Source organism: Caproicibacterium argilliputei, from assembly GCF_029211325.2.
Taxonomy (GTDB): domain Bacteria; phylum Bacillota; class Clostridia; order Oscillospirales; family Acutalibacteraceae; genus Caproicibacterium; species Caproicibacterium argilliputei.
The window spans coordinates 586,556-607,448 of sequence record NZ_CP135996.1; the positions used below are offsets into that span (position 1 = coordinate 586,556).

Consider the following 20,893-nt stretch of genomic DNA (forward strand, 5'->3'; position numbering starts at 1 on the left):
CGCATTTGCGGTTGAAATAAAAACATCAGGAGGTTTTTGAATGAAAAACAGATTCAGAAAGATCCTCGCGGGCATCATCACCTTTGCCGTGCTTGGCGTGACGGCGGCAGTCCCGGCGTTCGCCGCCGACAAGACTGACACCGGCACGGGCAGCGTCACGGGGAACGTGACGATCAACGGCTCTATCTCGCCGCTGACCATCTCTGTCACCCACCCGATCAACGTGGCCTACGCCATCAGCCCGGACGCCGAAACCTTCACCGCGCCCGACATCAAAGTAACCAACAACACCAAAGTCGCGGTGATTGCTACGGTGAAATCCCTGAAAGCCGCTTCGGGTGGCTCGCTTACCTTCACCGACGTTGACCCGTCCGCGAAAGTCGCGGATTCCAAGAAGTACATCGCGCTCGGAATCTCCGCAAAGGTCAATTCCGGCTGGAACAGCGGATACAGCACTTCCACCCATTGGGCGGTGAACGATTCTCCGTTGCAGATTGGGACGCTGAATCCGAACACTTCCGGCGCGCTGTCCCTGACGGCAGACTACGGCCTCGCGTTCGACGGAGCATACACGGCAAATCATCAGCTCGTTTTCCAGTTCCAGCTCGCATAAAGACACAGGCGGGAATTGACCGAGATTTTCCCGGCCAATCTTCCACGCAGAAAGGGGGATTTTTATTTGAAGCAATCATTCAGACGGCTTTTTCTTGTGCCTCTGCTTGCCGCAGGTTTTCTTTTGTCCGGTTTTTCTCCCAGCGTCACGGCCTCCGCCGCGTCGGTTCTGACGCTGACCGCGACGCCGAACCCGTCCGGGAACTATGTGGCGCTGAACTGGACGAACAGTGACAAAAGCCAGCCGTACAGCTACATGCTCTATTCCAAGTCCGCGCATGAATCGACCTTCCAGAGCGTTCCCGCCAAAGACAGCGCGAAGGTTTTGAACATCTATCCCGTTGTTGCGCCGACCGTTTCCTTTACGACGTGGCAGGGAAAGAGCTACACCCTGCCGAAGTCGGCGTCGCTCAAAATGTGGATGGAAACGCCGAATGCTTACGATTCCAAGGGTTACGGCAAGGACCTCATTTCCGTGGATACCGTGTCGATTTCCGACTTCAACGCCAACCCGGACGCTTACCTGAAAAACGCGGACGGCAGCTATAAATACGACGTGCTGTATTGAAATGACCCCAAAAAGTTAGACAAATAATTTCATTAAGCAACCGAAAGGGCTTGTAGTCTGTGAATCGCAGGCGGCAAGCCCTTTAGCTTTGCCTTAGAACGGCGGTTGTTGTAGTAATCGAGATAGTCAATAAGTTCGGCCTTGAAGTGCTCCATGGACTCGAATTCCTGTAAATACAGCAATTCTGTTTTTAGTAAGCCAAAGAAATTTTCTATCACAGCGTTATCCAAACAATTGCCTTTGCGGCTCATGCTCTGTCGAATTCCTTTTTCTTTGAGCATTCGTTGGTATTGTTTGTGCTGATATTGCCAGCCCTGGTCAGAATGCAGAATGAGATTGGTTTTGTCCGGAATTCTTACGAAAGCCTTGTCCAGCATCTCCGTCACCATGGAGAGCACAGGTCTGTCGGAGGTGGTATAGCTGACAATATCTCTGCTGCACAAATCAAGAATTGGCGAAAGATAAAGCTTCTGGCCGAACAGACTGAATTCCGTCACATCGGTCTTGTGGTTCAGCGGAAAGCCGCGTTTGCGCAGTTCTGCTGTGATACGCCGGTAACCGTAGCGGCCTTTGTTTTCATGGTAGATTGCGGTAATAGTCTCTTTAGCGTTGCTGTATTTGTCTGCTTTTGTCAACCGTTTTTCATGGTAGTAATAGGTCGAACGCGCAAGCTGGGCGACTTCCAGCAGAATGTCCAATGAATGACTTTGCCTCAGTCCTCGAATTACCAGCGTTTTTTGCGCGCTTTTCGCTCGTCTTCCAAAACCAAGGCTTGCAAGTTTTTTAAGTAATCATTCTCCGCTCGTAAACGTTGATTCTCGGCAATCAGGTCTTCTTCCACCTTCAGCGGCAACTTTGCCGGACGGCCTTTTCGCGTGCCGCTGGCGGCACTGGCACGTCCCCGTCGTTCTATAGCCAGACCTTCAGGACCTTCTGTGAGATAGATACGCTCCCATGAGGCAATTCGCTTAGAATCACTTACTTCAAATTGTCGAGCGGCTTCACAGTAGCTTAACTTCTCCTTACGCATCGTTTCCACTACCATAACCTTGAATTCCGGCGTATAGCGTTTGTTTGGTATTCCTTTTGGCATATAAAAACACCCCTTTAGTTATTTCAGTATATCATACTGTCTAACTAAAAGGGTGCAGTTCATCGTGGCAGGCGCTATTTTTATACCCAAAAGGAGCTGATACCATGGTACAGGTCTGGCCGCCGGGCAATCGCCTGCAGGGTGGTGGTCCGTAGTGGCAATTACAGAAAAGCAGAAACGATTTGCCGATGAATATCTGAAAGACCTCAACGCGACCGCAGCAGCGCGGCGAGCGGGATACAAGGACCCGAACTTCGGGCGTCAGCTGCTAACGAAAACTAACGTTTCGGTATATATTCAAAAACGGATGGGAGATCAACAGCGCCGCACGGAGATTACGCAGGACCGGGTGCTGCAGGAACTGGCTGCAATCGGCTTTGCCCGCGGTACGGATTACGCCGAGATTACGTCCTCCGGCGGCGTTGTCCTGAAGCCGACTGAGAACTTGAGCGACCAGCAGAAAGCTGCGGTCACCGGCATCAAGGAAACGCAGGCAGGTGTGGAGGTCAAGCTTGCCGACAAGGTCAAAGCCTTAGAACTGCTGGGGAAACACCTAGGGCTGTTCGATGGTCCCGGAGTCGGTCAGTCTACCGAGGATCGCCTAGCCGATTACTTAACCGCACTGGAGGACAGCGTGAAGCATGAGCCTGAATAATTTATATCATCCAAAGCAAGTGGAAGTCCTGCGCCGAGCAATGACGCAGGATTATTTTATGCTGATCAATCACGGCGCGAAGCGTTCCGGCAAGACGGTTTTGGACAATGACCTATTCTTGTATGAGCTGCAACGGGTGCGTGCCAACGCCACGGCCGCCGGGGTTTCCAATCCGCAGTATGTGCTTGCGGCGGCGGACATTGGCAGCATTCACCGGAACATCTTGAACGAGTTGACCGGCAAATACGGCATCGAGTTCCATTTCGATAAATACAACCGCTTCACACTGTTCGGTGTGCAGGTGTGCTGTTTCGGGCACAGCAAGATTAACGACATGGGCCGTATCCGCGGCATGACCGCGTGGGGTGCGTACATTAACGAAGCCTGCGTTGCCAATGAGGAAGTCTTTGACGAAATCAAAAGCCGCTGTTCCGGCGAGGGTGCGCGCATCCTGATGGACACGAACCCGGCGGCACCGTCCCACTGGCTCAAGACTGACTATATCGATCAAGCGGATGGCAAAACGATTGTGGAATACCCGTGGCGGTTGGATGATAACACATTCCTCTCCGAGCGCTACCGCCAGAGTATCAAGACTTCCACGCCGTCCGGTATGTTCTATGACCGGGACATCAACGGTGCATGGGTGAGCGCGGACGGTATGGTGTACGCAGATTTTGACGCCCGCGTGCATTACATCATGGCGGAACAAGTGCCGGAAAGCCGCATTCAGAAATGGGCGGTCGGCGTGGATTTCGGCTGGGAGCATTACGGTTCCATGGTGCTATTAGGCATGGACGACACCGGCTGCTGCTATCTGGTCAAAGATAAGGCGACGCAGCACCGGCACATTGCCCAGTGGATTGAAATCGGTGGGCGGATTCAGGAGCGGCTTGGCAAGATTACGTTCTATTGTGATTCTGCCCGGCCGGATTTGATTGAACAGATGTGGGACGCAGGGCTGTTTGCTGTTAAGGCACGCAAAAGCGTGATTTCCGGCATTGCAGACGTTGCCAGTCTATTTAAGCAGCACAGGTTGTTGGTGGTTAAGGACGCAGCGGAGCGTTTCGACAAGGAAATTTACGGGTATGTGTGGAAGAAGAACGCGGATGAGCCGGTCAAAGTGAATGATGATGTAATGGATGCCCTTCGCTATGCAGTGGAGGGCATTTTGGATGATGCCGGTGTCAGCACCGGTCGCAGATTGTGAGGTGAGAAAATTTGAACCATAAGAACATTCCGGTGCGCAAAGAGTTGGAACTGTACCCGGACTTTGGCGCAGAGATTCGTGCCTTGGATGAGCGGGGGGCATCACCGGAACTGGTGAGCCGGATTATTGAGCGGCACAAAGACTGTCGGGAACGCATGATTGCTTTGTACAGAAGATACGAGGTTCTGGACGGTCATGTGCCGATTTTTAACCGGCAGCCCCGCTTTGCAGAGGATGAAACAGCCATCAACAACCGTATCAGCAACGACTTTTTCGGGGAAATCTGCGACTTTAAAATTGGATATTTTGCTGGAAAACCCATTGCATACAGCTACAACCGCAGCAAGGACAGCACAGAGGACACCGGCGGCGAAGAAGCGGTTGAGGAAATCGCAAAGGCGCTTTCGGACTTTGTGGCGCTCAACAATTTTCCCGATGTGGATATGGAACTGACGAAGTTTGCCACGGTCTGTGGCTATGCCGGTCGGTTGCTGTACTACGACACAGATGGGCAGGAACGGGTACGGTGTGTCAAGCCATTCCAAGCGGCGATTCTGTCCCGTACCGGCGACATGACGCAGCCGGATTACGCCGTCTGGTATTATCCGGTCACGGATTTGAACGGCAGCACAAAGCTGCACGCAGAGTTTTACAGTGCCGGCCCGCTGCAGGTGTTTGAGGGGCAGCTTGGCGCGCTGGAAGAAACAGAACTCCCAGCAAAGCAGGCGGCAAATCTGTTTGAGCGCTGCCCGCTGCAAGGAGTCCCGAACAATCTGGAGATGCTGGGCGATGCCGAAAAGGTTCTACCGCTGATTGACGACTACGACCGTTCCCTTTCCGACCAGAGTAATGACGTGGAGAGCTTTGCAAGCGCCTATATGGTTTGGGACAACGTGCAGGCAGACGACAAAGACATTGAGCGCGCGCAGAATTCTGGCACCATCATCACGCGGTCGAAGGATGGCGGCAAGGTTTACTTTCTGACCAAAGATGGCGACAATACGCTGGCAAAGGAGCACTTAGACCGTGTGGAGGACAACATCTACCGTTTTTCCAAGACGCCGAACCTCAATGATGAGGCGTTCGGCACGGCCTCCGGCATTGCGTTGAAATTTCGGTTGACCGGCTTGGAAACCAAGTGCGGGATGTTTCAGGCAAAGATGCAGAGCGCGGCAACGTATCTGTTCCGCTGTCTCTCCACGGCATGGGCAAAGCGGCACCTTACGCTGGACCCGTTGGAGGTTGACTTGAAATTCAGCCGGAACTTCCCGCTGGATCTGCTGAGCGAAGCACAGGCAGCGCAGCAGATGATTGCCGCCGGTCTGCCGAAGCGTGTGGCGTACAGTCTTGCATTCCCGGAGATTGACGATGTGGATGAGGTCATGCAGGAAATTGACGCGGAAAAAGACGACATTCTGCCGCTGGATGCAGAGGATGGGCAGGTGACAGAGGATGGCACAGCCGACAACGGACGAGCTACAGCGCCTGCTGACACAGGTACGCCGGATCGCAGAACACCGTGAGAAAGGTTCCGAACAGGAGATTCGGAGTACTTATCGCGCACTGCTGAAAGACCTGCGTGCTTTCCTTGGGGAACGCTATGAAAAGCTGGCGGAGGATGACAAGCTGGATTATGCAATCTTGCAGCAGAAAGGCGAGTTCGCCCGCTTCCTTGAGGATGTGGAGAGGTTAGTGGTGCAGCATACCGAACCGGCTGCGCAGAGTATTCAGAAAGTCGTGGAAGATACCTACTCGCTGTGTTGGCAGGGTATGCAAGACGCGGTGAAGCAGTCTGCCGACAGTCAGCAGTTACATACCGCTTTGCAAGGTCTGCGCGGTGTTACACCGGAAGTTGTGAAGCAGGCGGTAAACAACCCGATTTCCGGTTTGACACTTACCACGCGCTTACAGAAGCACCGGCAGGATGTAATTTACGGCATCAAGCAGCAAATCGGTATCGGGCTGACACAGGGTGACACTTACACAACCATGGCACGGCGGGTTGCGGGGGAAGTGGATGGCGACTACCAAAAGGCAGTGCGCATTGTCCGCACAGAAACGCACCGGGTGCGGGAAGCCGGGTTCCATGATGCTGCCGAGGAGGTTCACGAGTCAGCACAGCAGGTCGGGTACGGCATGGCCAAGACCTGGCGCACGATGCTGGATGAACGTGTGCGCCCGCAGCACCGCTACAGGCGCGGCAAGCATTGGGTGACCGTCATTCGCGGGCCGTACAACCATCAGAAGATGGAGGGTGTGACGGTTCCGGTTGACCAATCCTTTGACTTGGGCGGCGGCGTTACCACAAAAGCCCCGGGGCAGAGCGGCGTCGCCGGGCAGGATATTAACTGCCGGTGCTTCTTGGAGTACAACCTCAAAAAGTTGGAGAATGCGGAGGGTGAGCGGTCGGACAACATGGAAAGCGGCGTTCAATTGTACAGGCCCGTTACGGTTGATACAGAAAATTTAGTGGATGTGCGGCGCGGCGCAAGGACGATTTCTTTACAACAAGTCACCTCTGCGCGCAACGAAGTATTCCTTTCTAAAGAAGTTCAGTTAAAGCCAAAGCAACTGCACACGCTTGACCGGTATGCGGAGAAAGCGGCAAAAGCGCTGCGTGTTTCCAATCAAACGAAATTGCCACCCATTTATGTGATTTCCAATGCGGAAATGCAGACTACGGCGGTTGCGGCATATAGTCCCGTTAAAAATGTACTGTATATGACCGAAGAAACCTGCGACGCAGAGGCACTGTTGAAACTTCAGAAAAGCATGGCTTGCCCTGAAAATCCATGCAGCACCATCTTGCATGAACTGATTCATTGGCAGGATGCCGAGGCTTATAGGAAAGTACACGGTGAAATAGTCGATTACCAAAAGTACATAGAATACGTCAATGAAAAAGCACGCAAGGCGCTTGAAAAGCTGAAAGAATCAGGCTATAATATTGATGAGATTAGTATGTACGCATCAAATGAGTATTCGCGAGACAATTTTGCGGAGCCCTATACGGAATACCGCGTGAAGCAACTTTTGAAGGAGTGATAATATGCGTCTATATACAGATAGAGAAAAAATTTTGGCGGAGATGTGCAGACCATATTACGCGAAGAATAAGCCGGGAATTATAGAGTCGGCTCCGCCGGAGATTAAAAAAGCCTTTGAAGAATTCCTTAGAATTGGGAAGGAAGAAAACGCAAAATACGCAGCCCTGATGTAAGAAAGGAATGCTAATGGACAATTTTCGTATTCTCTATAAAATCCTGCGCATCTTAGAAAAAGCCATGGATGTAGAAGAATTCGATTCCTCCACAATTTCAGCTGAAAGTTTAAAAATCAGCGAAGCACGGTGGTGCAACCTGATGGAGATGCTTTCAGATGAGGGCTATGTGAAAGGGGTTCATGTTTCGAGGTCTTTGGATAATGAGGTGCTCGTTTCAGTGTCCAACCCGCGAATTACATTGAAAGGTCTTGAATATCTGCAGGAAAACAGTTTGATGAAAAAAGCAGCAAACCTTGCAAAGGGTGTCGCTGATATAATTCCGTAAGCCGCCCGGCAGCAGCCCGGCGGTATTTTTATACCCAAAACGTCCTGAGCAAGACGCTAAAAGGCTCCTTTGCCATGCAAATTTTTAACAAGGAGGTAGTTTTTAATGGCAGAAGAAACAGCGGCCGCACAGGCGGCAGGAATAGAGCCCGCAGCCACTTTGGAGCAGGCACCGCCCGCGGCAAAAGAAACGGATAAACCTGCGGACAGTAAAGGGCAGGACGACTCCGCTGCTATCAGTACCCGCCTTACCGCGGCGGAAAAACTGGCGCGGCAGTCCGCGGAGGAAAACAAAACACTCCGGGAGGAATTAGACAAGCTGCGCCGGGCGCACCTGTCTGACGAGGAACTGCGGGAAGATGACCGGAAGCGGAAAGACGAGGAACTGACTGAGCGGGAAAGCAAGCTTCGGGAGTCAGAAAACCGCTTCTACACTGTGCAGGCACTCAAAAAAGCAGGGTTGGACGATGGCAGTGAAAATTCGCTGAAACTGGTGGATTTGATTACTGGCGGTGCACCGCAGGACCAGGGCGGCATTGACACGCGCATTAAGGCGGTCAGCGTATGGCTCAAACAGCACGATAAGGAGCTAACTGACAAACTCTTTAAGGCAAACGGCCGTACACCCGGCGAGGGAAGCAGTAGCACTGCCGGTGCTTCCGGACTCGGCGTTCGCGCGGCGCAGCGGTATGCGCAGAAATTACATTTAGGAGGCAAGTAATATGGCAGACACAGCAACCGGTGGATATTTCAGTTCTGAATCCACCACAATGGCCCCGAACTTCCTTGGCGGTGAAGTTGGGCTGATTACAAAAACGTGCCAGGTACCGGCGGCACTCGGTGTACAGGACGGCAGCCGGAAGTATGTGGCGGGCGGTACGATTTTACCCGCCAATGATGCGACGGCCAAAGGCGTTTTGCTGCAGGATGAGGACGTGACAGACGGGGACCGCATTGGTTCCATGATTACCTCCGGCCACCTGCTGGGGAATATGCTCCCGACCGTGCCCAGCGCGGCGGCTGTTACTGCTTTGCAGGCGCAGGGGTTATATTTTGATGATATGACTGCTTCAGGAGGTACTACAAGCGGGAGCAGTTCGACTGGAGGGAAATAATTATGAATTTGATGGAAGCAATCACAGACAAGGATTTGCTGGATTTTTCGCAGAGTTTCAGCGTTGCCCGCAGTTACACCGGTGACACGCTGTTTCCGGATGTGAAAACGGAACACCTGCAGGCGGAATATTTCCGCTTGGCGGATGAGCCGAACCTGCCGACGCTTGCGATGGTGCACGGTTTTGATACCGAAGCGGCAAACGTACCAGCAAGCGTTTCTTTGCGGAAAATGCGCTGACACTTTTTGCACCCGAAAACAACGGTACCGTTGGCACCGGCCTTTGGGGTGTCACGCCGGAGGAGGAAGTTAGTGGTCCGTACAGCGAAAAGTCTGCAAAGCAGTTTATTACTCTGTCCCGCTGGAAAACGGCAGACCCGGTCGCAACATGGACAAAAGCATCTGGCTTATTCATTCCGGTTCTTCCGAACCCGAACGGGCTGGTATGTGCAACGATTACTGTTTAATTAAAGGAGGACTTTTATCATGGCTTACACACCTACGGATTGGAAGAATGGCGATATCATCACTGCTGACCGGCTGAATAAACTGGAGCAGGGCGTCAGCAATGAGCAGATCGGCCCGCAGGGCCCGAAAGGCGACACTGGCGAGGCCGGCAAGGACGGCGTAACGCCGCAGCTGCAAAGTAACGGCACCGAGATTCAGGTATCCACGGATAACGGCGGCACTTTTAAAACGCTGGTACGAATACCGAAAAGGTTTTGACGTGACGTTCCTGCTGCGATATTACACGAAGCAGAGCGTGACAGAGATTAACGGAACGATTGATACCATTTGAGAAGGAGGCCAATTATGGCGGGTTGATGTCCAGTATCGACCAGTATGCAAAAATCTGCGGTGTGTCCACCTACATTCAGCGCGGCAGCATTTATGCCATTGACGTGCGTACGGCCAATACCGGCCTGCAGTTTAACATGGATACAGACCACGGTTTGATTGGCAGCCCGGAATATTTTGAGGACGAAATCAGCGAGACGGCAGACAATCAGGAAATCAAAGAAACCCGAAAGGGGTACAAGATTACCAGTCTGCTGGAGCACCGCTGTATGACCGGCGCGCGGGTGAATCTCAAAAGCAAGGACGTGACCGGTACGTTCCATGTATTGGAGGGGCAGCACAGTTTTAACGGTACAGATTTTCTCACAGAAATGACGGTGATTTAATGCAGGAATTGAGCATTGGAAACACACAACTGGAACAGGCGCTTCTACGCCTGCACACGGCTTTTTTAGGTCGGGTGGTAAGTTTTAATGAGACCGCCGGAACGGCGTCTGTGCAGCCGCTGACGCTCTCAAAACCGATGGGCAGCGCAGCTGTCAAGCAACCACTGCTGCAAAACATTCCCGTACTTTGGAACGCACGGTACAAACTACGATACATGAATCCGCCGTACTGCAAAGCGCGGTGCAGCGAAGGCAGCATTACCGGAAATCTGACGGCAGAAAAACATATTACCATGGCACCGCTCGGCGCCGGTGACCTGGTACTGTGCGTGACCTGTGAGCGGGATATTACCGCTGCCCGGCGCGGACGTTCAGAGGTACCGGCGCTCGGGCATCATCAGCAGAAGGATTCACTGGTTGTGGGGGTGCTGGTATGAAAGGCTTTGCGCTGGACGAAACCGGTGATGTAAAAATTGAACACGGCAGGATTCAGATGACGGGCGGAAATGAACTGCTCCGGCAGACTTGCCAATCCGTCTTGGGTACCAACAAAGGCGAGTGGGCGTTGAATCCGGATGAGGGCATTGACTTCCACGCTTTGCGCGGAAAGCAGGTAGATTACGAAGCAATTCGCGGTGAACTGCTGGAGGGCTTGCGGCAGGTGGACGAAAGTTTCTTACTGGATTCCTTTGAACACGAATTGACGGCAGACCGCAAATTGCGCATTCGCTTTTCGGCGACTTGCAGCAGCGGGACGGTTACAGGTGATACACGATATTAAAAAATCCCCTCCGGCAGGGAGGGGACGGCTATTCGTAATGCGTCCACATCCGCAGAATATGAACGGTTTTTTGTTCTTCCAGAATGTTGTAAATCAACCGGTGCTGAATGTTGATTCTGCGGGAGTAAATGCCCTTTAGGTTGCCTACCAGTTTTTCATACGGCGGCGGATTTTGGTATGGGTTTTGTGCCAGAATTTCTACCAGCGCTTTTGCTTTTGGCAGCAGATGTGCGGCTTTCAGCTTTTCGAAGTCCTTGACTGCCTGTTTGGCTAATATGACTTTATACATCCCAGTTCAGGTCCTCCGCGTTGGTGCCCACGTCCAGCGGTTCGTTCTTTCCAGCAAGGATGCTGTCTGTCATGCCGGGAATATCGGAAAGATACAGGGTTTCCACGATGGAATTCCAGTCCTCTTCGGAAAGCAGGACGGCATTGGCGGTTTTGCCGGTGATTTTCACCGGCTCGTGTGTTTCCTGTGTGCGGTTGATGAGCTGATATAAATCTTTCCGCGCATTGGTGACGTTGATGTTTTCCATATCGTCCCCTCCTTTGTAAATTTATTATAACGTACGCTTTTGCGTATGTCAAGAAGAAATTCGCAATTCCGTACGGTATAGTCTATGTGTTCCCGCCTGAAACAGTCGGGAATTTTTTCTGTCCATTTTCAGAAAGGGGTGATGCCATGGCGGCACTCACAGAAAAAGGGTTTCAGCGGCCGCTTTATGCGGATTTGTTGACGCAGCAGATTTCCAGGGCAAAGGTTCTGTTCGGGGACAATATCGAAACCGATGAAAAAACGCCGCTTGGCAAGTTTATCCGGCTGGGCGTGCAGGACCTTGCAGAAGCGTATGAGGAACTGGAAAATGTGTACAACAGCATTTTTCCGAATACCGCACGTGCGAACAGCCTGAACCGCGTGGCGGCCACGGCGGGAATCTTTCGCAACCCCGCGACAGCAGCAGAACAGCAGGTGGAGTTTACCGGCACGCCGGGTTACACAATTCCCGCCGGCTTCTTAGTTTCCGGCAACGGCGTGGAGTTTCACACAGAGGACAGCGCTTCTCTGGATGATTCGGGGAAAGCATCTGTGACTGTGTATGCCTCGGAGACTGGAAAAGCCGGCAACGTGCCGGTTGGAGCAATCACTGAGATTGTGAATCCAGATGCTGATGTGGAGAGTGTGCAGCACGTCGCGCTGATTTTGGCGGGGCAGGAGGAGGAAACCGACCCTGAACTGCGGGCACGCTACCACGCGGCGCTGCTTGGCTCCGGCAGTACCACGGCTGACGCCATTCGTGCGGCGGTGCTGCGGGTGACAGGCGTTCGCAGTTGCACCGTGATTGAGAACGCAAGTGAAGCAGCGGACGCTTCCGGCCGGCCGCCGGGCTGCTTTGAGAGTATCGTCTTTGCACCGGATTCTTTGGACGATGCAATTGCCGCGGCGATTTTTCGAGCAAAGCCGGTAGGTATTCGGGCATATGGCGCCACCGAGGTGTCTATTAAGGACGACAGCGGATATCCACAGTCCATTTGCTTTACCCATGTGTCCAATCTAGTGATTTATGCAAAAGTGTCCGTACTGACAGACGATAATTTCCCGGCAGATGGTGAGGCACAGCTGAAAGCAGCGCTCTCAACTGCTGTTGGTGAGCTTGGCAATGGTGACGACGTAATTCTGACACGGCTGTACAGCCCGATAACCGGTATCCCTGGCGTTCGGGATGTGGCGCTACTGCAGCTGTCAGCGGATGGCAACACCTATCAGACGACCAACCTGCTCTGCACGCCGACACAGGCAGCAGTGCTACCGGAAGACAATGTCACGGTGGAGGTGAAAGCCTATGCCGACGGATAAACTGGTGCGTGCCCTGCCGGATGCTTATCGCAAGGATTTTGGGGGAAATAATTACAAACTGCTTGCGCTGCACGCGGAGGCTGTAGACGCTCTGCGGGCGGATATACAGGCGGTGTTACAGGCGCAGAATCTGCAGCAGGCAATCGGAAAAACCTTGGATTTGTACGGCGCGGAAGTCGGGCAGCCACGCGGCAGCGCTGACGATACTTTGTACCGGGTGCTGATTCAGCAGAAGATGGCGCGAAACCGCGGCATCGGCACTTGGGAAAGTGTTACCGGCGGCGTCCGAAATGTTTTAAACTGCGGGGCAAGTGACTTCTATGTATACGATAACAGTTATCCGCATAAAGCCGTGCTGCGTGTGCGCAACGAGGAAGTTCTGGAGAACTGCCCACTGCCAACAGAAGAAATGAAGCGAGTGCTGAATCAACTGCTGCCCGCAGGTGTGGACTTTGTCACGGTGATTCCGTTCCCCGGCAGCAGCTTTTTTGCCGTCTGCTTTCGGCCAGTTCGTCTGCGTATCAAAAGCAAGGTAAACATCTGGCATTTGAACCCTGTGTACTTAAACGGAATGCGGCGTCTGGACGGCTCCTGGGTACTAAATCAAGAAGTGCGGGAGCATTTTCTTTTGGCACAAATGCAGGTTTCCAGCCTGCTCTCATATCATCCCGGCGTTTCGGCAAAGGTGGGGTGTCAATCACGGAATCTGCTTCTTTTAGCGCTGCGGGCGAGTAAGCTGCGCGTATACAACTGCCAGAAAATTCCTGCTTTCAGCAATCCGATTCAGAATGTCAGCCGCAGTACACAGAAAGTGCAGGCGGCGCCCGATTTTGTCTGTTCCGCATTTTCTTCGCAGAGCAGATTTTCTGCCGCGCTCACCGCGGTTCCCATGTGGCATAGTTTTTCAAAGACAGCGTTCCGGAGCACGCCGAAGGATACTGCAGTACACAGCAACCAAATTGTTTCCGTACAAACAAAAATAATTCGAAAAATTACAAACCCCGTCTGGACGCTCAACGGCGCATATCACTTGTCTTTTTCGGTGAGCATTGACGGCAACAAGCAGCTGCATGATTCCTGCCGCGTGTTTCCGGACGGCTCCGGCAGCTATGACAAGGCTATCAAGGCGGTGCAGCATTTCCGCACCAAGCTTCACGGCGATATGGGCAGCAAAATGACGCTGGCTCCGGGCAACATCCGCTATACCTGCGACGCGGTAAAAAATCTGATTGCGCTTGATTACAACCAGATTTTTTTAAATTGTGTATACGAAAAAGGCTGGACGCAGGAGCATGCCAAAATCCTGTACCAACAGCTGAAAGAACTTGCAGATTATTTGCTTGAAAATAGCCTGGAAGATGAAATTTATCTGTCTATTTTCGAGGAGTTTATCGGGCACAAAATGAAATCGGACGACAACGAAAACTGGTGTGGTGGCACAGGGTACATGATTGCAGTGGACTACAAAGGAGATATTTTTCCATGCCTACGGTACATGGAATCCAGTTTGGGGGAGGATGTGCCGCCGGTAGTGATTGGCAATGTGCATGACGGTATCATGGCGACGCCTGACCAGTGCGGCTGCGTCCACTGCATGAAGTGCGTGACCCGCCGCAGTCAGAGCACAGATGAGTGCTTTAATTGTCCGATTGCGCAGGGCTGCGCCTGGTGCAGTGCCTACAATTATCAGGAATTCGGTACCATGAACCACCGGGCAACGTACATTTGCGAGATGCACAAGGCGAGAATCCTTGCCAATGTGTATTTCTGGAACAAAAAATACCAGAAGCACGGAGAAAGCAGGGTATTCCGCAACAATGTCCCGACCGAATGGGCACTACGGATTATCGATAAAAAGGAACTGGATATGCTCAATCAACTTGCAAAGGAGAATGAATAATTATGGCAGAAATGAAGTATGTGAAATTTGCAGACGGTGCAGTAATTGAGGCAACGCAGGTGTCCGACAGTATCCAGACCATGACAGAGGAACGTGTGGAACAGCTGCTGATGCAGATTGACACGGACAGTACAGAAAATAAAGTCGAGGAGTATTCCAAGCGGATTACAGAAGCAGGTTTGGCCGACGTCAACATTTTCAGCGACGCAGATTGCAAAAACCAGATTTTTGCGGGCGGTGTGTACAAATCTGTTATGAGTATTACGGCGACCATACGGACCAATGGCCTCTTGTACAGCATTTCGCTGTCGAAGTAAGGAGGAAAACATGAGCCTGAAAGGAATTGATGTAAGCCATTGCAACGGCCGTGTGGATTGGCAGAAGGCCAAAGCTGCCGGGCTGCAGTTTGCCATCCTCCAGATGGGGTACGGCGGCGACAGCACGAAGCAGGACGATGTGCAATTTGCCCGTAACGTCAGTGAGTGTGAGCGCCTTGGGATTCCCTGGGGCGCTTATTTATACAGCTATGCGCGGACCGTGTCTGGTGCACAAGGTGAGTTGCAGCATATGCTTCGGTTGCTGCGCGGCCACCATCCACAGTATCCGGCGTTTGTCGATATGGAAGATGCAGACGGATACAAGGCGCGCAATGGCGGCATTCCATCCAAGGCAACCAATACGGCAATCATCAAGACTGTGTGTGACGGGCTTCAAAAGGCCGGGTACAAGGCTGGATATTATGTTAATAAAGACTGGTATGAGAATCGTATCGATCCGGCGCAGTTGAAAGCTTATGCTTTTTGGTACGCAAGGCCCGGCGTTTCTGCCCCAGACAAATCTTGCGACATCTGGCAGTCGGAGTTTGGCGAACTCAATGGCAGCTGGCCAGGAGCAAATATCCCGGGGAAAGGGTGTGACCTGAACGTGTCCTACAAAAATTACGCACTACAGGAAAGTGGCACGTCTGCGGTGAAGATGCTGCCGGCACTTGCGCCGTCCAATGCGGCGTTTACGAGCGATACGACGACTGCTGTATCTATTATGCACGGACAGTCCTATACCGCGAAAATCACCTGCCCTGCCGGGCTGCCCAGCGTAACAGCCGGCACCGGCGGCGTGGTGGACATTACATACCAGAGTCGCAACGGCAGCGCGTATTATTACAAACTGACTGCCACCGGCAAGGTGGGCGCAGAAACCGGGATTTACATCAATGGGCACAAGCCGTCCACGATGGTTGTGCGGGTGGCAACAGCTTGCGGCAGCGATACGACTGTTAATCTGTCCCGCAAGGTGGGGGAGTGCTACACGGTCGGCCTAACCTGTGCCATGAAGCCGGTTGTCACGGCCGGCACCGGCGGAATTGTCACAATTGCCGGGGTGTACGCCAACGGTGCAGGCAAGTGGCTGTGCCCGATTGTGGCAGTTCGGTCGGGTGTCACTGGAATCTATACGGAAATTAAAGAAGAGGGAAGTCCGGTGAAACGATTCGAGTTCAAGGTGGTGTAATTGTGGATCATGATGATATTGCTGTGCAGGCATGGGAAAGCTCGAAATCCGCCCACCACAGGATTGATGAATTGGAAGCGGAAGTTAAGGATATTCGCGGATTGACTGCTGCGATGGCAACCGTGAATACAAAAGTGGATGGGCTGGAATCGGACGTGCGGGAAATCAAAACGGATGTAAAAAGTATATCGGCTCGTCCGGTGCAATGGTGGGATAAACTCATTGCCGGAATCATTGGAGCAATAGGGACAGGCGTTGCAGCGGCAATCCTGTCGCTGCTATTTAAATAATTGGAGGTACATATTATGGATTTGACTATGGTGATTATCGTGTTTGGTGTGGGCTTTGCAATTACCGCCTGCGGTTGGATGGTGACGCTGCTGCGGTCTAAGGGCGTCAACGTCCAAAGCGGCGTGGATACCGCGCAACGAGTGCTGGACGTTGCCGATACCGTGACAGACGCTGCGGCTGCAATCGTGCCCAGCCCGGTGACATCCGCGCTGCAAAAGATTGTGGATGCGGCTAAAGTTGGTGTCAACAGCGCCGAACAGCTTTACCTGAACGGCAGCATTACGGCAGATCAGCGCAAGGCCGAAGCTGAAAAGGTGCTTAAAACGGCTCTCGGTTTGGACGGCGTTGCCTATGAAGGTGATGTGGCAAGTCTTGGCGACTCGGCAATTGAAGCCGCGGTCAAGGCGCTGCCGAAGACTGGCGCAAAAGAGGCCGTTGTGGGTACTGCAAAAGCGACCGCATAAATTACATACAGACACAGCAATGCCCCGGCTTACCATTACGGTAGGTCGGGGCATTTTTGCGTCATATCATAAATTATAATGGCGCGCGACCAGCAGGAAATGTATCTGCTGCTGGAACGGATACTTGATGAAGTGAAGAAAGAATAAAATATCCCCCCTTAGCAAATGGCCTGAGTGGCTGCTTGCTGGGAATTTTTTTGTTGTTTATTTGTTGTTTATTTGACCGAGAGTGCCAAGTCCTTACTGAAAGAGAGCAATCTCGAATACTCGCTGAAACCCGCATGAATACTAGCTTTTTTGGATTGGTTGAAAGCGTTGAAAACTGACTGAATAGGACTTTGACTCCATCATGCGTGGGTCCGAATCCCGCCAGCCCAGCCAGAAGAATATACCGAAAATCCGCGCTGCAAAGCCATTTTTAGGGTTTTGCAGCGCGGATTTTTAGGCTCTGCAGTGGATTGCATATTTCTATTGCAGAAGTTTTTGCACAGAGGTCTACCTGTTAGAAGCATAGAAAAGCGCACGCCGTCGAAAATACGATAGCGTGCGCTTTACCTGTTTTAAAAAGTATGAATCCACACAGGTTTGCCGGATATTTAAGGTAGAGGGTTCAGGTTTTCGTAAGTGACGTGCCAACGTTTATTTTTCGGAAATCCCGGTAACGGCTCTGTGCAACCGTCATATCCGGCAGCCATCATGGCGGCCGCCATTAAAAGACCGCCGTTGCCGGGCAGATAAGCGGGCAGGTCGGTGCGCAGCAATTGAAAATTTTGCCCGTTTTTTTGATATTGGTTTTTCGGGGTGTCACAAAGCAAAAGTTCCAAGGCCTTTTCGGGCTGCTGCAGGCGCACAGCGGTCATGGCCATCATGGCGAAATCCCACCCCCACAGGGTTTCGTAATCCCAGCAGGAAATCACAGTGTCTAAGGTCTTGCGCATAACATCCGGCTGTATTTTTGTGCCGGGCAGTAAGCCGAAAGCAGCAAGCATAGATGGGTGATCGCGGTGAAAAGCAGAAAAGGTTTCGGGGCACTGTGCGTGTGCCAGATACAGTCCGTTTTGCTGCGGAACGGGCGCCATCTGTGCGGCCACTGTTTGCCAGATGGGGGGGACAGGTGCGCCGAGTTGCTGTGCCCACTGCATTGCAATTTGTAACCCAAATGCCCAGTAGGCGGTTTCGAACGCCGGGTTACGGACGGTTTTCGGTGCATAAACCTCCTGTGCGGGAATCAGTGGCGGCAGCAGCTCATAGGTTTGTGTATGCGGATTATACGCAGCAAATCCGGCCATAAAGTCTGCGGTTTCCCGAACAACCTCCCAATAGTCGCGCAGAAGTGTGACACTTGGATGGCTGCGATACAGCAAATGAAGGATATATAGGATATGTGGTTGCTGCCAAATTAACAATGTCGCAATCGAAGACGGACTGTCGATGCCGTCCTGCGAAACCATTTTAGGCCATCGTGCTCCCGGATAGCCGTTTTTAGCCGCGTTTGCTTTTGCTTGCGGTAAATGCTTTCGGTACCAAAGAAGCCCGTCCTTCAGCAGGGTTCCACGGTTCCATAGGGGAAAAGCACTCCAGTGCCACAGGGTCATTTCCAAATGGAATTTACCATACCAGCTGTTGCAGTACAGACCGGTTTCCTGCGGCGGTGTACTGCCGCGACTGTTGACAGCCAATAAATACTGAGAGAGAATCAGACGGCGCTCCAGTTCCGGTGCGCGCACATCACTGCTGCCGGAAAGGGAAAGCGCACCGCCGGTTTCCCAGAACTGATGCCACCAGTCGGCGCATTGGGAAAGCTGCTCGGAAAAAGAGACGTTCGGCATTGTGCAAGTTTCCTGTGTCTGCGAGAAGTGGACGGTAAAGTGAAAGATTCGGCTGCCATCAGCCGGAGTCAGCAAGAGCCGGTGTGGTGCCGGCTGTGTAACGGAGAAAGCATCCTGTGAGGCAATGGAAATCCAAACTGTAGTTCCGTCCAATTTATGACAAACCAGCAAAGCTTGCTTGCTTTGCTGCAAAACACAGGTGGTGTGCAGCTTTGGTGAGGACCAATCGGCGCCGGAGATTTCCGGACTGCCGTAAGGAAAATCAAAAGCGATGGAGAGGAACTGCGGAAAAGCGGAGTCTGCCGCAATGGAAACCAGGAGGGTGTCACTTTCCGGTGCACAGGCAGTCGTAACGCAGAGAGGGCAGTCCTGCAGACAAAAGCGGCTTTCCAATATGCCGTCGTACAAATGAAGCTCCTGATGAATTTGCGATAGCCAGCTTTCTTGCAGAACGTGCCCGTTTGCCAGCAAGCCGATTTGACCTAAATGCAGGCGGTGCGGATTTTGGCGCAGCCAGTCGTAAACGGCTTCGTTTCCCGGCTGCTTTTCCGAAGCATAGAAAACGGTGCGGCCGTTAAAGCTGTATGCGGTTTCCTGTAAATCGGCCTGCGTATATTCCGGCTGATGTCCGGAGGGGGTGGTGTGCCATCCCCATTGTGACATGGTGCACAGCGGAGTATGAGCGGCTTCGTAGAGCGCGGGAAACGACTGCAGGCCGGTCACATCTGCGGTAAATGCAAATTCCCCGTTCCCAACCGTCAGTGGGGAGGTGTAATCCGGTTCGGTCAGTACCGGATTGTGGCGGCTGACCAAACGCTTACGGTCAATTTTCATGTGACAATTCTCCTTGTTCTGCTAAACCGAAGCCAAAGTACCGGTCAGCGTTGTAAAACGCGATATTTTCAGCCAGCTTTCCGAGGGTTTGTATGTCAGCAGGATATTCTCCGTTTTCCACCCAGGTTCCGAGCAGGTTGCAGAGGATACGGCGAAAATACTCATGCCGCGTGTAGGAAAGGAAACTGCGGGAGTCGGTGAGCATTCCGATGAAGTTTCCCAGTACAGAGAAATTGGCAAAGCTTTTTAGCTGCGCTTCCATACCGGACTTTGTGTCGTTAAACCACCAGGCTGCTCCATGCTGAATTTTGTTCTGAATGCCGCTGCCTTGAAAGGAACCAGCAAGACTGTCCAACATTGCGTTATCACCGGGGTTCAAGGCATATAGGATTGTTTTGGGCAGTTCCTTTGTGCGTTCCAGCACATCCAGAAAGCCGGCCAGCTGCGCAGAGCAGTCCTGTACGGCGATGCTGTCATATCCGGTATCGGCGCCAAGCTTTTGGAACATCGCGGAATTTGCATTGCGCAAAGCACCGTAGTGGATTTGCATGACCCAACCGCGTTTGGCATATTCCCGCCCCAAAAAGAGCAGCATGGCATACAGGTATTTTTCGGTTTCTGCCTTGTCCGGTGTGTTTCCGCGGGCAGCTTTGAGTAGGATGCGGTTCAGCTCACTTTCCTCTGCAGGCGCATACGGAACGGTGTCAATTCCGTGGTCGGCAGTGCGGCAGCCCATTTGGTTAAAGAAGTCCAGGCGTTTTTGCAGCGCCCGAAACAGTTCAGGCATGGTTGCGATGGAAGTTTCGCTGACTGCGGCGAGTTGCTGCAGATAAGGGGCAAACTCGGCTTGGTTGATTTTCAGAATTTTATCCGGACGCCATGCAGGCAGGACTTTTACGCCGCAGGTATCATCCTCACGGATTTTTTGATGCCAGACGAGGGAGTCAATGGGGTCGTCAGTGGTGCACACAAGCTTCACATGGGATTGCTGCAGGATCCCACGCACCCGAAGGGCGCTTGTCTGCAGCTTGCGGTTGCAGAGATTCCAGACTTCTTCGGCGGTTTCCGGAGAGAGCGTTCCCGTATAGCTAAAGTAGCGCTTTAACTCCAAATGCGTCCAATGGTACAGCGGGTTCCCAATTGCTTTGGGGAGCACCTCTGCAAAATGCTGGAACTTTTCACGGTCTGAGCAGGCGGTTCCGGTAATTTCTTCTTCTGGAATGCCGTTGGCGCGCATCAAGCGCCACTTGTAGTGGTCACCACCCAGCCAAACCTGCGTGATGTTGTCAAACTGCCGGTTCTCTGCGATTTCCTGCGGATTGATGTGGCAGTGGTAATCGAGAATCGGCATTTTTTCCGCGTACTGATGGTAAAGTGTTTTAGCCGTGTCGTTGCTGAGCAAAAAGTCTTCGGAAAGAAAGGGTTTCATAAATAAAGCCTCCTGTAA

26 protein-coding genes are annotated in these 20,893 nt (G+C 52.4%); 20 read left to right on the forward strand and 6 right to left on the reverse strand.

Annotated features, from left to right (window positions below):
- Positions 1-40: 40 nt before the first annotated feature.
- Both PXC00_RS02730 and PXC00_RS02735 read left to right on the forward strand, forming a co-directional pair.
- Complete coding sequence (locus tag PXC00_RS02730; RefSeq protein WP_275845680.1) at positions 41-613, forward strand: hypothetical protein; 573 nt, start codon at positions 41-43, stop codon at positions 611-613.
- Between the two features lie 66 nt (positions 614-679).
- On the forward strand, positions 680-1,180 hold the full coding sequence (locus tag PXC00_RS02735; RefSeq protein WP_275845679.1) for a hypothetical protein: 501 nt from the start codon (positions 680-682) through the stop codon (positions 1,178-1,180).
- A gap of 32 nt (positions 1,181-1,212) precedes the next feature.
- On the opposite strand, the gene PXC00_RS02740 is transcribed toward PXC00_RS02735, so the two are convergent.
- Positions 1,213-1,878, reverse strand: coding sequence for an IS3 family transposase (locus PXC00_RS02740; protein WP_316935058.1), 666 nt, complete (start codon positions 1,876-1,878; stop codon positions 1,213-1,215).
- Between the two features lie 26 nt (positions 1,879-1,904).
- Entirely contained in the window at positions 1,905-2,273 is a 369-nt protein-coding gene (locus tag PXC00_RS02745) for a helix-turn-helix domain-containing protein (RefSeq protein ID WP_316935059.1), read from the reverse strand.
- Positions 2,274-2,427: 154 nt separating this feature from the next.
- Here PXC00_RS02745 and PXC00_RS02750 point away from each other — a divergent pair, with 154 nt between their 5' ends.
- From PXC00_RS02750 to PXC00_RS02805, 12 genes are all read left to right on the forward strand, one after another.
- Positions 2,428-2,928 carry a terminase small subunit gene (locus PXC00_RS02750; protein ID WP_316935060.1) on the forward strand — a complete coding sequence of 167 codons (501 nt, stop codon included), beginning with the start codon at positions 2,428-2,430 and terminating at the stop codon, positions 2,926-2,928.
- Complete coding sequence (locus PXC00_RS02755) at positions 2,915-4,138, forward strand: PBSX family phage terminase large subunit (protein ID WP_316935061.1); 1,224 nt, start codon at positions 2,915-2,917, stop codon at positions 4,136-4,138. The genes PXC00_RS02750 and PXC00_RS02755 overlap by 14 nt, the downstream gene beginning before the upstream one ends.
- 11 nt (positions 4,139-4,149) lie before the next feature.
- Positions 4,150-5,661, forward strand: a complete 1,512-nt coding sequence (locus tag PXC00_RS02760) for a phage portal protein (RefSeq protein ID WP_316935062.1) — start codon at positions 4,150-4,152, stop codon at positions 5,659-5,661.
- Positions 5,591-7,183: a phage minor head protein gene (locus tag PXC00_RS02765; protein ID WP_316935063.1), complete on the forward strand. Its 1,593-nt coding sequence runs from the start codon at positions 5,591-5,593 to the stop codon at positions 7,181-7,183. Before PXC00_RS02760 ends, PXC00_RS02765 begins: the two co-directional genes overlap by 71 nt.
- A 188-nt stretch (positions 7,184-7,371) precedes the next feature.
- On the forward strand, positions 7,372-7,686 hold the full coding sequence (locus PXC00_RS02770; RefSeq protein WP_275847160.1) for a YjcQ family protein: 315 nt from the start codon (positions 7,372-7,374) through the stop codon (positions 7,684-7,686).
- Between the two features lie 105 nt (positions 7,687-7,791).
- A complete protein-coding gene (locus PXC00_RS02775; protein ID WP_316935064.1) occupies positions 7,792-8,406 on the forward strand; it encodes a hypothetical protein in 615 nt (204 codons plus the stop codon).
- A gap of 1 nt (position 8,407) precedes the next feature.
- The gene (locus PXC00_RS02780) at positions 8,408-8,800 is read left to right on the forward strand and encodes a hypothetical protein (protein ID WP_275846950.1); all 393 of its coding nucleotides are present in this window, start codon (positions 8,408-8,410) and stop codon (positions 8,798-8,800) included.
- Positions 8,801-8,802: 2 nt separating this feature from the next.
- Positions 8,803-9,039: a hypothetical protein gene (locus tag PXC00_RS02785; protein WP_316935065.1), complete on the forward strand. Its 237-nt coding sequence runs from the start codon at positions 8,803-8,805 to the stop codon at positions 9,037-9,039.
- A gap of 246 nt (positions 9,040-9,285) precedes the next feature.
- Entirely contained in the window at positions 9,286-9,525 is a 240-nt protein-coding gene (locus PXC00_RS02790) for a hypothetical protein (protein ID WP_316935066.1), read from the forward strand.
- A 59-nt stretch (positions 9,526-9,584) separates the two neighbouring features.
- Positions 9,585-9,983, forward strand: a complete 399-nt coding sequence (locus PXC00_RS02795) for a hypothetical protein (protein WP_316935067.1) — start codon at positions 9,585-9,587, stop codon at positions 9,981-9,983.
- Positions 9,983-10,420: a hypothetical protein gene (locus tag PXC00_RS02800; RefSeq protein WP_316935068.1), complete on the forward strand. Its 438-nt coding sequence runs from the start codon at positions 9,983-9,985 to the stop codon at positions 10,418-10,420. The genes PXC00_RS02795 and PXC00_RS02800 overlap by 1 nt, the downstream gene beginning before the upstream one ends.
- Positions 10,417-10,764, forward strand: coding sequence for a hypothetical protein (locus PXC00_RS02805; protein ID WP_316935069.1), 348 nt, complete (start codon positions 10,417-10,419; stop codon positions 10,762-10,764). Before PXC00_RS02800 ends, PXC00_RS02805 begins: the two co-directional genes overlap by 4 nt.
- 28 nt (positions 10,765-10,792) lie before the next feature.
- On the opposite strand, the gene PXC00_RS02810 is transcribed toward PXC00_RS02805, so the two are convergent.
- Together PXC00_RS02810 and PXC00_RS02815 are read right to left on the reverse strand one after the other, a co-directional pair.
- Complete coding sequence (locus tag PXC00_RS02810; protein ID WP_316935070.1) at positions 10,793-11,053, reverse strand: Txe/YoeB family addiction module toxin; 261 nt, start codon at positions 11,051-11,053, stop codon at positions 10,793-10,795.
- Positions 11,046-11,300, reverse strand: coding sequence for a type II toxin-antitoxin system Phd/YefM family antitoxin (locus PXC00_RS02815; protein WP_275847094.1), 255 nt, complete (start codon positions 11,298-11,300; stop codon positions 11,046-11,048). Before PXC00_RS02815 ends, PXC00_RS02810 begins: the two co-directional genes overlap by 8 nt.
- Positions 11,301-11,446: 146 nt before the next feature.
- On the opposite strand from PXC00_RS02815, the gene PXC00_RS02820 reads away from it, so the two are divergent.
- The 6 genes from PXC00_RS02820 to PXC00_RS02845 are packed head-to-tail and all read left to right on the forward strand — an operon-like array spanning position 11,447 to position 16,783.
- On the forward strand, positions 11,447-12,619 hold the full coding sequence (locus PXC00_RS02820; protein ID WP_316935071.1) for a baseplate J/gp47 family protein: 1,173 nt from the start codon (positions 11,447-11,449) through the stop codon (positions 12,617-12,619).
- Positions 12,606-14,519: a hypothetical protein gene (locus PXC00_RS02825; RefSeq protein WP_316935072.1), complete on the forward strand. Its 1,914-nt coding sequence runs from the start codon at positions 12,606-12,608 to the stop codon at positions 14,517-14,519. Before PXC00_RS02820 ends, PXC00_RS02825 begins: the two co-directional genes overlap by 14 nt.
- Before the next feature lie 2 nt (positions 14,520-14,521).
- Positions 14,522-14,836: a hypothetical protein gene (locus PXC00_RS02830; RefSeq protein WP_275847115.1), complete on the forward strand. Its 315-nt coding sequence runs from the start codon at positions 14,522-14,524 to the stop codon at positions 14,834-14,836.
- Positions 14,837-14,846: 10 nt separating this feature from the next.
- Positions 14,847-16,028: a glycoside hydrolase family 25 protein gene (locus PXC00_RS02835; RefSeq protein WP_316935073.1), complete on the forward strand. Its 1,182-nt coding sequence runs from the start codon at positions 14,847-14,849 to the stop codon at positions 16,026-16,028.
- A 2-nt stretch (positions 16,029-16,030) separates the two neighbouring features.
- Entirely contained in the window at positions 16,031-16,318 is a 288-nt protein-coding gene (locus tag PXC00_RS02840) for a hypothetical protein (RefSeq protein WP_275847164.1), read from the forward strand.
- A gap of 15 nt (positions 16,319-16,333) precedes the next feature.
- Positions 16,334-16,783, forward strand: coding sequence for a hypothetical protein (locus tag PXC00_RS02845; protein WP_316935074.1), 450 nt, complete (start codon positions 16,334-16,336; stop codon positions 16,781-16,783).
- Positions 16,784-17,379: 596 nt separating this feature from the next.
- Here PXC00_RS02845 and PXC00_RS02850 read toward each other — a convergent pair.
- Positions 17,380-19,446: a glycoside hydrolase family 65 gene (locus PXC00_RS02850; RefSeq protein WP_275845980.1), complete on the reverse strand. Its 2,067-nt coding sequence runs from the start codon at positions 19,444-19,446 to the stop codon at positions 17,380-17,382.
- On the reverse strand, positions 19,436-20,875 hold the full coding sequence (uxaC, locus tag PXC00_RS02855) for a glucuronate isomerase (RefSeq protein WP_275845981.1): 1,440 nt from the start codon (positions 20,873-20,875) through the stop codon (positions 19,436-19,438). The genes PXC00_RS02850 and uxaC overlap by 11 nt, the downstream gene beginning before the upstream one ends.
- Positions 20,876-20,893 lie beyond the last annotated feature (18 nt).

Excerpts from the sequence above, each read along its gene's own strand:
- PXC00_RS02830 (WP_275847115.1), top strand. The coding sequence starts at position 14,522 with ATGGCAGAAATGAAGTATGTGAAATTTGCAGACGGTGCAGTAATTGAG.
- PXC00_RS02775 (WP_316935064.1), top strand. The coding sequence starts at position 7,792 with ATGGCAGAAGAAACAGCGGCCGCACAGGCGGCAGGAATAGAGCCCGCA.
- PXC00_RS02770 (WP_275847160.1), top strand. The coding sequence starts at position 7,372 with ATGGACAATTTTCGTATTCTCTATAAAATCCTGCGCATCTTAGAAAAA.
- PXC00_RS02805 (WP_316935069.1), top strand. The coding sequence starts at position 10,417 with ATGAAAGGCTTTGCGCTGGACGAAACCGGTGATGTAAAAATTGAACAC.
- PXC00_RS02730 (WP_275845680.1), top strand. The coding sequence starts at position 41 with ATGAAAAACAGATTCAGAAAGATCCTCGCGGGCATCATCACCTTTGCC.
- PXC00_RS02780 (WP_275846950.1), top strand. The coding sequence starts at position 8,408 with ATGGCAGACACAGCAACCGGTGGATATTTCAGTTCTGAATCCACCACA.
- PXC00_RS02825 (WP_316935072.1), top strand. The coding sequence starts at position 12,606 with ATGCCGACGGATAAACTGGTGCGTGCCCTGCCGGATGCTTATCGCAAG.
- PXC00_RS02745 (WP_316935059.1), bottom strand. The coding sequence starts at position 2,273 with ATGCCAAAAGGAATACCAAACAAACGCTATACGCCGGAATTCAAGGTT.
- PXC00_RS02755 (WP_316935061.1), top strand. The coding sequence starts at position 2,915 with ATGAGCCTGAATAATTTATATCATCCAAAGCAAGTGGAAGTCCTGCGC.
- PXC00_RS02845 (WP_316935074.1), top strand. The coding sequence starts at position 16,334 with ATGGATTTGACTATGGTGATTATCGTGTTTGGTGTGGGCTTTGCAATT.
- PXC00_RS02785 (WP_316935065.1), top strand. The coding sequence starts at position 8,803 with ATGAATTTGATGGAAGCAATCACAGACAAGGATTTGCTGGATTTTTCG.
- PXC00_RS02815 (WP_275847094.1), bottom strand. The coding sequence starts at position 11,300 with ATGGAAAACATCAACGTCACCAATGCGCGGAAAGATTTATATCAGCTC.
- PXC00_RS02835 (WP_316935073.1), top strand. The coding sequence starts at position 14,847 with ATGAGCCTGAAAGGAATTGATGTAAGCCATTGCAACGGCCGTGTGGAT.
- PXC00_RS02850 (WP_275845980.1), bottom strand. The coding sequence starts at position 19,446 with ATGAAAATTGACCGTAAGCGTTTGGTCAGCCGCCACAATCCGGTACTG.
- uxaC (WP_275845981.1), bottom strand. The coding sequence starts at position 20,875 with ATGAAACCCTTTCTTTCCGAAGACTTTTTGCTCAGCAACGACACGGCT.
- PXC00_RS02765 (WP_316935063.1), top strand. The coding sequence starts at position 5,591 with ATGGCACAGCCGACAACGGACGAGCTACAGCGCCTGCTGACACAGGTA.
- PXC00_RS02820 (WP_316935071.1), top strand. The coding sequence starts at position 11,447 with ATGGCGGCACTCACAGAAAAAGGGTTTCAGCGGCCGCTTTATGCGGAT.
- PXC00_RS02790 (WP_316935066.1), top strand. The coding sequence starts at position 9,286 with ATGGCTTACACACCTACGGATTGGAAGAATGGCGATATCATCACTGCT.
- PXC00_RS02810 (WP_316935070.1), bottom strand. The coding sequence starts at position 11,053 with ATGTATAAAGTCATATTAGCCAAACAGGCAGTCAAGGACTTCGAAAAG.
- PXC00_RS02800 (WP_316935068.1), top strand. The coding sequence starts at position 9,983 with ATGCAGGAATTGAGCATTGGAAACACACAACTGGAACAGGCGCTTCTA.